Source organism: Streptomyces sp. NPDC005706, assembly GCF_040631045.1.
Classification (GTDB): domain Bacteria; phylum Actinomycetota; class Actinomycetes; order Streptomycetales; family Streptomycetaceae; genus Streptomyces.
In genome coordinates this window covers 1-10,735 of record NZ_JBEXYS010000040.1, presented here as the reverse complement: position 1 = coordinate 10,735, position 10,735 = coordinate 1, and the positions used below count along the sequence as shown (strand labels likewise).

The 10,735-nt window shown below is 73.5% G+C and carries 11 protein-coding genes; 4 read left to right on the top strand and 7 right to left on the bottom strand.

The annotated features are described in order from the left end of the window. Positions 1–38: 38 nt before the first annotated feature. From ABZ478_RS35610 to rimP, 3 genes are all read right to left on the bottom strand, one after another. Entirely contained in the window at positions 39–344 is a 306-nt protein-coding gene (locus ABZ478_RS35610) for a YlxR family protein (RefSeq protein WP_359556298.1), read from the bottom strand. A gap of 101 nt (positions 345–445) precedes the next feature. Next, entirely contained in the window at positions 446–1,444 is a 999-nt protein-coding gene (gene nusA, locus ABZ478_RS35605; RefSeq protein WP_359556295.1) for a transcription termination factor NusA, read from the bottom strand. A 2-nt stretch (positions 1,445–1,446) separates the two neighbouring features. After that, positions 1,447–1,956: a ribosome maturation factor RimP gene (rimP, locus tag ABZ478_RS35600; protein ID WP_359556293.1), complete on the bottom strand. Its 510-nt coding sequence runs from the start codon at positions 1,954–1,956 to the stop codon at positions 1,447–1,449. Between the two features lie 238 nt (positions 1,957–2,194). Here rimP and ABZ478_RS35595 point away from each other — a divergent pair, with 238 nt between their 5' ends. From ABZ478_RS35595 to ABZ478_RS35585, 3 genes are read left to right on the top strand one after another with little or no spacing between them, the layout of a single operon-like run. Continuing rightward, positions 2,195–2,740, top strand: coding sequence for a hypothetical protein (locus ABZ478_RS35595; protein ID WP_359556290.1), 546 nt, complete (start codon positions 2,195–2,197; stop codon positions 2,738–2,740). Continuing rightward, a complete protein-coding gene (locus ABZ478_RS35590) occupies positions 2,737–3,222 on the top strand; it encodes a ferritin-like domain-containing protein (protein ID WP_358935801.1) in 486 nt (161 codons plus the stop codon). The genes ABZ478_RS35595 and ABZ478_RS35590 overlap by 4 nt, the downstream gene beginning before the upstream one ends. A gap of 52 nt (positions 3,223–3,274) precedes the next feature. Beyond that, positions 3,275–4,183 (top strand): aminoglycoside phosphotransferase family protein, encoded by a 909-nt coding sequence (locus ABZ478_RS35585; protein ID WP_359556289.1) that lies wholly within the window; start codon positions 3,275–3,277, stop codon positions 4,181–4,183. 532 nt (positions 4,184–4,715) lie between these two features. On the opposite strand, the gene ABZ478_RS35580 is transcribed toward ABZ478_RS35585, so the two are convergent. The 3 genes from ABZ478_RS35580 to ABZ478_RS35570 all read right to left on the bottom strand — a co-directional run bounded on the left by ABZ478_RS35580 (position 4,716) and on the right by ABZ478_RS35570 (position 7,932). Then, positions 4,716–6,419 carry a proline--tRNA ligase gene (locus tag ABZ478_RS35580; protein ID WP_359556288.1) on the bottom strand — a complete coding sequence of 568 codons (1,704 nt, stop codon included), beginning with the start codon at positions 6,417–6,419 and terminating at the stop codon, positions 4,716–4,718. 110 nt (positions 6,420–6,529) lie between these two features. Continuing rightward, positions 6,530–7,063 carry a GNAT family N-acetyltransferase gene (locus ABZ478_RS35575; protein ID WP_359556287.1) on the bottom strand — a complete coding sequence of 178 codons (534 nt, stop codon included), beginning with the start codon at positions 7,061–7,063 and terminating at the stop codon, positions 6,530–6,532. Positions 7,064–7,083: 20 nt separating this feature from the next. Then, positions 7,084–7,932 carry a GNAT family N-acetyltransferase gene (locus ABZ478_RS35570; RefSeq protein WP_359556284.1) on the bottom strand — a complete coding sequence of 283 codons (849 nt, stop codon included), beginning with the start codon at positions 7,930–7,932 and terminating at the stop codon, positions 7,084–7,086. Between the two features lie 266 nt (positions 7,933–8,198). On the opposite strand from ABZ478_RS35570, the gene ABZ478_RS35565 reads away from it, so the two are divergent. Beyond that, entirely contained in the window at positions 8,199–10,049 is a 1,851-nt protein-coding gene (locus ABZ478_RS35565; protein ID WP_359556282.1) for a SpoIIE family protein phosphatase, read from the top strand. A gap of 247 nt (positions 10,050–10,296) precedes the next feature. On the opposite strand, the gene ABZ478_RS35560 is transcribed toward ABZ478_RS35565, so the two are convergent. Continuing rightward, a partial coding sequence (locus ABZ478_RS35560) for a flavodoxin-dependent (E)-4-hydroxy-3-methylbut-2-enyl-diphosphate synthase (protein WP_359556280.1) occupies positions 10,297–10,735 on the bottom strand: 439 nt, incomplete at its 5' end.

Sequence of the window (10,735 nt, the reverse complement as noted above, 5' to 3'; positions counted from 1 at the left end):
GTACCAGGCCGCGCGGGGGGTTCCGCACGGCTCGCTTTCTACGGTGTTGCCTGCGTTGCCTGCTCGGCAACTGTCTGTCGCTCGACGTAGCGGCGCAACGCCTTTACGTCGAGCGGCCCGGGCACGCGCAGCGCCCGAGGAAACGCCCGGCGGCGTACCGCCTGGTCGATACAGACCGGGTCGGGGTGTACGTACGCACCCCGGCCGGGCAGCGTACCGCGAGGATCGGGAACGCACCGCTCCTGATCCGCCACGGTCCGCAGCAGAACGTCTTTGGCCGCTCGCTGCCTGCACCCCACACAGGTGCGCTCAGGGCATGCGCGGGCTTGCGTCCGGCCAGACACTCCTAAGTCTACCTCCCCGAACCGACCTCACCCCTTCGGGGGAAAAGTCGAACGCTTGCTTGCTGCGAGCTGACGTGATCTCAGCGCCACTCGGCCGAGATCTATTCCCCGTCGCGGTCCCCGGCCTGCTCGGTGTCCGGCCGGATGTCGATCCGCCAGCCGGTCAGCCGGGCGGCGAGCCGGGCGTTCTGCCCTTCCTTGCCGATCGCCAGCGACAGCTGGTAGTCCGGCACGGTCACCCGGGCGGACCGGGCGGCCAGGTCCACGACGTCCACCTTGCTCACCCGGGCGGGTGACAGCGCGTTCGCCACCATCTCGGCCGGGTCGTCCGACCAGTCGACGATGTCGATCTTCTCACCGTTCAGTTCGCCCATCACGTTGCGCACCCGGCCGCCCATGGGGCCGATGCAGGCGCCCTTGGCGTTCAGGCCCGAACGGGTGGACCGCACGGCGATCTTGGTGCGGTGACCGGCCTCGCGGGCGATCGCGGCGATCTCGACCGAGCCGTCGGCGATCTCCGGCACCTCCAGGGCGAAGAGCTTCTTCACCAGGTTGGGGTGCGTGCGGGAGAGGGTCACCGAGGGGCCGCGGACGCCCTTGGCCACCCGGACGACGTACGACCGCAGGCGCAGGCCGTGCTGGTACGTCTCGCCCGGCACCTGCTCCTGCACCGGCAGGATGGCCTCGAGCTTGCCGATGTCCACGAGCACGTTCTTGGGGTCGCGGCCCTGCTGGACCACGCCGGTGACGATGTCGCCCTCGCGGCCGGCGTACTCGCCGAGCGTCGCGTCGTCCTCGGCGTCGCGCAGCCGCTGCAGGATCACCTGCTTGGCGGTGGTGGCGGCGATCCTGCCGAAGCCGGACGGGGTGTCGTCGAACTCGCGGGGCGCCTGGCCCTCTTCGAGGTCCTCCGGGTCCTCCTTCGCCCACACGGTCACATGCCCGGTCTCCCGGTTGAGCTCCACGCGCGCGTGCCGGCGGCTTCCCTCGGTGCGGTGGTAGGCGATGAGGAGGGCCGACTCGATCGCCTCGACCAGCAGGTCGAAGGAGATCTCCTTCTCCCGCACCAAGCCCCGCAGGGCGCTCATGTCGATGTCCACGGCTACGCCTCCTCCTCTTCCTTCATGTCCTTCTTGTCCTTGCGGTTGAACTCGACCTGCACGCGCGCCTTCGCGATCTCCGGGAAACCGAGTCTGCGGGCGGTCGCCTTGCGGCCCTTCACCCCGGGCACCTCGACCTCGATGCCCTCCTCGTCCACTTCGAGGATGCGCGCGACCACTTCGCCGCCGTCGGTCAGCTGGAACCTCACCAGCCGGTCGGTGGCGCGCACGAAGTGCCGGTGCTCGGTCAGGGCGCGCTCCGCGCCGGGGGTGCCGACCTCCAGGTCGTACGCGTCGTCGCCCATCGCGTCGGTCTCGTCGAGCTTCGCCGAGAGCGCGCGGCTCACATCGGCGATCCGGTCCAGGTCCGCTCCGGTGTCGGAGTCGACGGTCACGCGCAGCACACGCTTGCGTCCGACGGATTCCACGGCGATCTCTTCGAGGTCCAGCCCCTGGGAGGTGACGAGCGGTTCGAGCAGCTCTCGCAGCCTCTCGCTCTGGGTGGTGCTCATCCGGGTGACTCCTCGGCCGCGTGTGCTGTTGTGGGATGGGTCGCGTGTCTGATCAAAGGGTATCCGGTCGCAGGGACTGTTGCCGTCCACCTGTGTACGCGCGGTGCCGGTGAGTGGCGTACCAGCGGGGCGCGGGTACGGTGATCACGGGCATGCCGCCCGATGGGCGTCGCCCCTCCTTGCGGTTCCCTGCCGTTGCCTGCCGTTCCCTTCGTACGAGTGCCCGAGGACGTCTGCAGTGTCGTACCCTCCGCCGCCGCGCACCCTCTCGGGTCCGCGCAGAAGATCCCTGCTCGCCTCGGCCGCCGGGGCCGCCCTGCTGGTGGGCTGCTCGGCCGGTCCCGACTCCGCCGCCGGCGGGACCCCTTCGGTGACCGCGCGGGCACGCGCGCGTGCGGCCCGGGACAGTGAGGGGCTGCTGGAGCGGTACGACGCGGTGCTCGCCGCGCACCCCGCGCTGGCGGAGCCGCTGGGACCGCTGCGGGCGCAGGTCGCGGCGCACCGGGCGGCGTTCGCCGGCCGCACCGCCACCGGCACGCAGGCGCCGGTGTCCGGCTCCGCCGGTTCTGCCGCACCGACGGCCGCGGCCGCGTCCTCGCCGGCCCTGGCCGTGCCCGCCGGCGAGAAGGACGCGCTGGCGTTCCTCGCCACCGCCGAACGGAGCCTCGCCGACCGCCGGGCGAAGGACCTGCTGGACGTGCCGGGCGAGCTGGCCCGGCTGATGGCGTCGGCGGCGGCGGCCGGGGCGGCGCACGCGTATCTGCTGACCGAGGGGGCCAAGTGAGCGAGCGGGACGGATCTGCCGAACTGACCGCGCTGCAGGCCGCGCTGGCGGCGGAGCACGCCGCGGTGTACGGGTACGGCGTCGTCGGCGGGCGCGTCGGCGACAAGCGGCTGAAGCAGGCCCGCGCGGCGTACGACGCGCACCGGGCCCGCCGGGACGCGCTGGTGCGCGAGGTGCGCGAGCTGGGCGGCGAGCCGGTCGCCGCGAGCGCCGCGTACGCGCTGCCGTTCCAGGTGGCGGACTCCGCGGCCGCGGTGCGGCTCGCCGCCGATCTGGAGGAGCGGGTGGCCGGTGTCTACTCGGACCTGGTCCGGGCGACGGCCGGGGAGCGGCGCGGTGCGGCCGCCGGGGCACTGCGGGAGGCCGCGGTGCGGGCGGTGCGCTGGAGCGGGGAGAGCGTAGCCTTCCCTGGGCTCGCCGAGCGGACCGGTGACGACACGGGTGCGGCGGGGCCGAGTACCTCGGCGTCCCCGTCGAGGTGACGGCGGAGCCGCCCGCGGGGCAGGCTCAGGAGAGGAAGGAAACGACTCGCGCATGGTTTTCGAACCGCCCCGGCGGCTGGTGCGGGCGCTCGGTGAGACGGCGCCGGCCGGGGACGACTGGCTGGCACGGCTGCCGGAGACGGCCGAACGGACGGTCGCGCGGCGCGAGTTGACCGTGGAGCGGGTCCAGGTGCCGGGCGGCCGCAGCAGCCTGGTGGTACTGGTCCGGCGGGCGGACGGCACACCGGCGGTGCTGAAGCTGGCCCCCGGCCGGGCCCGGCCCGAGAGCGAGCGGGCGGCGCTGGCGCACTGGGCGGGACGGGGTGCCGTACAGCTGCTGGAGTCGGACGCCGGGGACAGCGCGGACGGGGCGCTGCTGCTGGAGCGGCTGCATCCGGATGTGTCGGTGCGGTCGCTGCCGGAGGCGAAGGCGCTGCTGGAGGCGGCGGGGACGCTGCGACGGCTGTGGGTCGAGCCGCCGGACGGGCATGCCTTCGAGACGGTTGCGGAGCGGACCGGGCGGCAGGCGGAGGCGATGCGGGCGGGCGCGCTGGCCGAGCCGGAGACGGCACCGCTGGTGGACGCGGCGCTCACGGCCCGTGCGGAACTGCTGGCCGCGCCGCCGGACCACCGGCTGCTGCACGGCACGTTCCGGCAGAGCAAGGTGCTCGCCGGGGAGCGGATGCACTGGCTGGCGGTGGGGCCGGACCCGGTGGTCGGTGAGTGCGCCTTCGATCTCGCGCGGCTGGTGCGCGACCGGGTGGAGGACCTGATCGCCAACCCGTCCGGGGCGTCCACCACCCGGCGCCGGATCAAGCGGCTCGCGGAGTCGCTGGAGGTGGACCTGGAACGGCTGCGGGGCTGGACCCTGTTCCGCGCGGTGGAGTCCGGAGCCCGGGCCCTGCGAGTGGGCCGCCCGAAGGACGCGGAGCTGCTGCTCGAATTCGCGGGCTGGCTGTAGCCCCGGCGGGCGGCGCCCGGCACGGCGGGACGCACCGCGGGCCCCGGCCCGCACGGCCGGGCCGCCTTTCGCGCTCCAGGGCCCCTTTCCCGGAGACGCCGGGCGCGCGGTGCCCGCCGGGACCGGTCCGCTCGCCGCGACCACGGGCCCGAGCAGGGCGCCGGCACCGCAGGGACCCGACAGGCACCGAGCCCTCTGCGGCTCCCGGCGCGATCCACAGGACACCGCCCGCAACCGCTCCGCGCGGAGCAGGACGCAGAACCGCGTCGACGGCCGCCCGACGCCCGGCCTCCGCGGCCAGGGGGCTTGAGCACGGCGTGGACGCGGCAGGAACCCGACAGGCATCGAGCCCCGCGCCTCCCGGCGGGCACGTCATGGATGCGGCGGGGCCCCGGCGCGGAGCCACGTGACCACCGGGACGCCCACGACGGAAAGTCCCGCACCCGCAAGTCCACCGGCCCCGACCACGGCAACGCCACACGGCTCGCGCCCCGCTCCCCCGAAGGGGCGCGGGGCGCGAGCCGGTCAGGGGTCAGGCGGACAGACGGGCGATGGCGTCCTCGACGGACAGTTCCTCGCGCTCGCCGGTCTTGCGGTCCTTGAGCTCCAGCACGCCCTCGGCGGAGCGGCGGCCGGCCACCAGGATCTGCGGTACGCCGATCAGCTCGGCGTCGGTGAACTTCACGCCCGGGGAGACACCGGCCCGGTCGTCGACCAGGACGCGCAGGCCGGCGGACCGCAGCCGCTCCGCGACGTCGAGCGCCAGCTCGGTCTGCACCGCCTTGCCGGCGGCGACGACGTGTACGTCGGCCGGGGCGACCTCCTTGGGCCAGACCAGACCGTGCTCGTCGGCGTGCTGCTCGGCGAGGGCGGCGACCGCGCGGGAGACGCCGACGCCGTAGGAGCCCATGGTCACGCGGACCGGCTTGCCGTTCTGGCCGAGGACGTCCAGCTTGAGGGCGTCGGCGTACTTGCGGCCCAGCTGGAAGATGTGGCCGATCTCGATGGCGCGGTCCAGCTTCAGGCCGGTGCCGCACTTCGGGCAGGGGTCGCCGTCGCGCACCACGACGACGTCCACGTACTCGTCGACCTCGAAGTCACGGCCGGCGACGACGTTCTTCGCGTGGGTGTGCTCCTTGTTGGCGCCGGTGATCCAGGCGGTACCGGGGGCCACCCGCGGGTCGGCGACGTACTTGACCTTGTCGCCCAGGCCCTGCGGGCCGACGTAGCCGCGCACCAGGTCCGGGCGGCCGGCGAAGTCGGCCTCGGTGACCATCTCGACGGCGGCCGGGGCGAAGTGCTCCTCCAGCTTGCCGAGGTCCACCTCGCGGTCACCGGGGACGCCGACGGCGACGATCTCGCCGTCCACCTTGACCAGCAGGTTCTTCAGAGTGGCCGAGGCCTGGACACCGAGCGAGGCGGCGAGGGTCTCGATGGTCGGGGTGTCGGGGGTCGGGATCTCCTCGAGCGCGGGAACGTCCGAGCCGTCCACCGGCTGCAGCTCGTAGGTGATGGCCTCCGTGTTGGCGGCGAAGTCGCAGTTCGGGCAGTCGGCGAAGGTGTCCTCGCCGGCCTCGGCCGGGGCGAGGAACTCCTCGGACTTCGAGCCGCCCATGGCGCCGGCGGTGGCCGCGCAGATGCGGTAGTCGAGGCCGAGCCGGTCGAAGATGTTCTGGTAGGCCTGGCGGTGCAGGGCGTAGGACTTCGCCAGGCCCTCGTCGTCGAGGTCGAAGGAGTACGAGTCCTTCATCAGGAACTCGCGGCCGCGCAGGATGCCGGCGCGGGGGCGGGCCTCGTCACGGAACTTGGACTGGATCTGGTAGAGGATCACCGGCAGGTCCTTGTAGGACGTGCACTGGTCCTTGACCAGCAGGGTGAAGATCTCCTCGTGGGTCGGGCCGAGGAGGTAGTCGCCGCCCTTGCGGTCCTTCAGCCGGAACAGCTCCTGGCCGTACTCGTCCCAGCGGCCGGTGGCGTCGTAGGGCTCGCGCGGCAGCAGGGCGGGGAGGGAGACCTCCTGGCCGCCGATGGCGTCCATCTCCTCGCGGACGATCCGCTCCACGTTGGCGAGGACCTTCTTGCCGAGCGGCAGCCAGGACCAGATGCCCGCCGCGGTGCGGCGGACGTAGCCCGCGCGGACGAGGAGCTTGTGGCTGAGGACCTCGGCGTCCGCCGGGTCGTCGCGCAGCGTCTTCGCCATCAACTGGGACATGCGCTGGACCGGTGCGTTCGCCATGGTTGTCGTACTCCTGCCGGATGGTGGTCCCCCCGCTCGGGCGAAGCCGGGAGTGGGGGAGGGTTATGGCATAGGAGGTTAGCCGGGCGGGCTGTGCCGGTGGAAATCGGTTAACCCCTGCGCAGCGGCAGGGGGGCGCCCATCACGGCGTACGGCTTGGCGGCGCTCGGGAAGTGCACCTGGCGGGCGAGGTCGATGTAGCCGAGGGAGTGGTAGAGGCCGCGGGCGGGGCTCTCGACGTCGATCGCGGAGAGGATCGAGCGGGGTTCGTCGGCAGCGTCGGTGATGGTGGTGATCAGGCGGCGGCCGATGCCCCGGTTCTGGTGGTCGGGGTGGACGTGCAGCTCGGTGATGACGAAGGAGTCGTCCAGCCAGTACTCGTTCCGCCCGGCGCGGAGGTATGGCTCCACGACGGTGGACCACCAGTGGCCGCGGGAGTTGGGCATGCCGTAGACGAAGCCCACGAGGTGGCCCCGCGCGGTCGTCGCGCCGAGGGCCCGGGCGCCCGGGTACTGCATGTGACGCTGGACGATCTGGCGGCGTACGGCGACTTCCTCCGGGCCCAGTCCGAAGGCGAGGGCTTGGACGGACAGGGCCTCGTCGACGTGGGCTGCGAGGTCCAGGGGGCCGATCACGAGGTCCATGCGGGGAGCGTACAGGGGCCTCAGAAGAGGATGCTCATGAAGGCTCCCACCTCTTGGAAGCCCACCCGGCGGTACGTGCGGCGCGCCGCGGTGTTGAAGTCGTTCACGTAGAGGCTGACCACGGGCGCCACGTCGGCCAGGGCGTAGCGCAGCACCGCCGCCATGCCGGGCGCGGCCAGGCCCAAGCCCCGGTACTCGGGGGCGACCCACACGCCCTGGATCTGGCAGGCCTGGGGCGTCGCCGCGCCGATCTCCGCCTTGAAGACGACCTTGCCGTGCTCGTCGAGGCGGGCGAAGGAGCGGCCGGAGCCGACGAGCTCGGCCACCCGTGCCTGGTACAGCAGGCCGCCGTCCCCGGCCAGCGGGGACACCCCGACCTCCTCGGTGAACATCGCCACGCACGCCGGCATGATCGTCTCCATCTCGTCCTTGCGGATGCGGCGGACGTAGGGATCCGGGGCGATGTCACCGGGCAGGCGGTCGGTGACCATCAGGGGCTGCTGGGCGCGGACCTCGCGGGCCGGGCCCCAGTGCGGTTCGAGCAGGCGCCAGAGCTGGGCGGTGGAGTCGGCGGGTCCGACGATGGAGGAGCAGCGGCGGCCGGCCCTGCGGGCGCGGTCGGCGAAGGCGCGCACCGCGCGCGGGGTGGCGCAGATGGGGACGAGGTTGGCACCGGCGTAGCAGAGGGACGTGAGCATGCCGTCCTCGTACCAGCCCCACATCTCGCCGCCGAGCCGCCAGGGGTCGAGGCCCGCGACCTGTACCCGGGAGGTCACGAAGGCGTTCGCGACCGGCTCGCGGTCGAGGACGGCGAGCGCGGCGTCAAGGTCGCTCGGTTCGAGCACCCGGGAGGTGGTCTGGGTCAACACGGGCGGGGCCTCACGCTGGGGTTCTGCTGATCTCCGCACTGTACCTGCGGATTCCTGGCGGCGCCGCCCCCGGTACCGGGCCCGGGCTCGCGGTGGGGCCGGCGGCAACACGCCGCGCCGAAGGCGGAGCGACCCGCGAGTAAAGGTGAAAATGACACAAGAAGCCATTTATCGGACGGTGGCGGGAACGCGGTGGGTGTGGCACCGGAGCGCGCGGTGCCGGACCACCGGACGGCCGTCCGGTACGACGACGAGGGCGTGAGGACATGAGCGGGGCGGACGCGAGCCGTGAGCCGGAGCTCCCGGACGCGATCCTGCGTGATCTGGGCACCGGTGTCTTCACCATCGACCTGGCCGGGCGCATCACGTACGTCAACCCGTGGGCCGAGCAGCTCCTGGGCCGGACGTCCGGCGAGATGCTCGGCCGTGACGCGCACGACCTGCTGCACCGCCGTCCCGACGGCAGCCCGGTGCCCCGCGATCAGTGCCTGATGCGGGCTCCCCTGCACGACAACCGGTCCGTGGAGCAAGGCAGCGAGGAGTACTTCCTGCGCGCCGACGGCACGACGCTGCCGATCATCTGGGCGACCACTCCCCTGCGGCTGGCGGGCCTCAGGGCGGGGCTGGCGATCGTCTTCAGCGACTTCAGCCTGCACCGGGACGCCGAGCGGCGGGCGGCGGCGCGCACCAGCGCCCTGGAGGCGCTGACGGCCCGGCTGAACCTGGTGTCGAAGATCTCCTCGGTGCTGATCTCGGCCCGGAACCCGACCGGCCAGGTGCGCCGGGTGCTGCGGATGCTCGTCCCGGAACTGGGCGACTGGGCCGCGGTGGCCCTGCGCTCGGAGCGCACCGGGGCGCTGGAGCGGGTCGCCGTCCGCTGTCCGGCGCACCCGCACCGGGCGAAACGGCTGGAGGGTCCGCTGCCGCCGCTGCCGCGCAGGGCCCGCCGGGCGCTGGCGCGGGCGACGAGTGACGAGGAGCCCGTGCTGCTGATCGCGGAGGAGCTGCGGGACCGGGACGCCCCGCTCGCCGCGACCCACGGGCCGCTGTTCGAGCGGCTCGGCGGTCACTCGGCCGTCGTCGTGCCGCTGCGCGCCCGCCGGCACCACTACGGGATGCTGACCGTGGGCCGCGCCGACGCGTCCTCCGCTTTCACCGACGCCGAGGTACGGCTCCTCGCCGACCTGGGCTGGCGTGTGGCACTGGTGCTGGACAACGAGCGGCTCTACGAGGAGCAGCGCAACGTCGCCGCGACCATGCAGCGCCAGTTGCTGGCCCCGCTGCCCCAGGTGGACCACCTGCGGATGGCCGCGCGCTACCTCCCCGCGCAGCGGGCGATGGAGATCGGCGGCGACTGGTACGACGCGTTCCTGCTCAGCGACGGGGTGATGGCCCTGGTGATCGGGGACGTGGTGGGCCACGACCTCAAGGCCGCCGCCCACATGGCCGAGGTCCGCAACATGCTGCGGGGCCTGGCCTGGGTCGACCGGGAGCCGCCCAGCGTGATCATGCGCCGCCTCGACGAGGCGGTGACGAACACCAGCGACGCCCCGATGGCCACGCTGCTCTTCGCCCGGATCGAGGGCCCCGAGGGCGGGCCCTGGCGGCTGCGCTGGGTGAACGCCGGGCACCCGCCGCCGCTGCTGGTGACGCGTGAGGGCGACGCGCGGTTCCTGACCGGCGGGCACGGGCCGCTGATCGGCATGAGCGCCACGCTGCACCTGGGCCTGAGCTGGCCGGACGCCACCGAGGAACTGCCCGCAGAGTGCACGCTGCTGCTCTACACCGACGGCCTCGTGGAGAGCCGGGACCGTCCGATCGACCTCGGCATGGCCAAACTGCGCCACCACGCCGCCATGCTGGCCGGGCGGCTGGACGAGGGGACCGTGGACGACTTCTGCGACGAGCTGCTGAGACGGATAGGGCCGAGCGGTGACGACGTGGCCCTGCTCGCGCTGCGCATACCGGCCGCGGGCGCGGGCGCCCCCGGCGACCGCAACGCCCCACCGCCTCCGCAGTCCCCCTACAGCCCGGCCGCCCCGGACCGCGCCGCTCCCGGCTCGGTCCAGCAGGACGCTCCGGTCCAGGACCCGACGCGGGGCGAAGGCGAGGAGTGAGGGGACCCGCCGCATCCCGCCCGGCTCGCAGAGGGGCGCCCAAGGGGGCACGCCCGACGGGGCACGCCCCACGGCACGCCCGGTGACCTCGCCGCGCGCCACCGCTCCCCTTTTTATCCCCGGCAGCCGGACGCCCCGGGCCCGGCCCGCTCCGGACGCGTCCAGCAGGACGCTCCGGCGCAGGGCCCGGCACGGGGCGCGCGAAGGGAACGAGCCGGCCGGCACTTCGGGCCGGCCGGTGTGGGGGTCAGCCCGCCACCGAGACCTCGGGCTCGCCGGAGGCCACGCCGTCGGCCTCCATGGCCTCGGCGAGCTTCATGGCCTCCTCGATGAGGGTCTCCACGATCTTGGACTCGGGGACGGTCTTGATGACCTCGCCCTTGACGAAGATCTGGCCCTTGCCGTTGCCGGAGGCGACGCCGAGGTCGGCCTCGCGGGCCTCGCCGGGGCCGTTCACGACGCAGCCCATGACGGCGACGCGGAGCGGGACCTCCATACCGGTCAGACCGGCGGTGACCTCTTCGGCCAGCTTGTAGACGTCGACCTGGGCGCGGCCGCAGGACGGGCAGGAGACGATCTCCAGGCCGCGCTGCTTGAGGTTCAGGGACTCCAGGATCTGGTTGCCGACCTTGACCTCCTCCACGGGGGGCGCGGACAGCGAGACCCGGATGGTGTCGCCGATGCCC

Bases quoted from the DNA above. Each gene is read 5' to 3' on its own strand.
- rimP (WP_359556293.1), bottom strand. From the start codon at position 1,956: ATGAGCACCACCCAGAGCGAGAGGCTGCGAGAGCTGCTCGAACCGCTC.
- ABZ478_RS35585 (WP_359556289.1), top strand. From the start codon at position 3,275: ATGGTTTTCGAACCGCCCCGGCGGCTGGTGCGGGCGCTCGGTGAGACG.
- ABZ478_RS35580 (WP_359556288.1), bottom strand. From the start codon at position 6,419: ATGGCGAACGCACCGGTCCAGCGCATGTCCCAGTTGATGGCGAAGACG.
- ABZ478_RS35575 (WP_359556287.1), bottom strand. From the start codon at position 7,063: ATGGACCTCGTGATCGGCCCCCTGGACCTCGCAGCCCACGTCGACGAG.
- ABZ478_RS35565 (WP_359556282.1), top strand. From the start codon at position 8,199: ATGAGCGGGGCGGACGCGAGCCGTGAGCCGGAGCTCCCGGACGCGATC.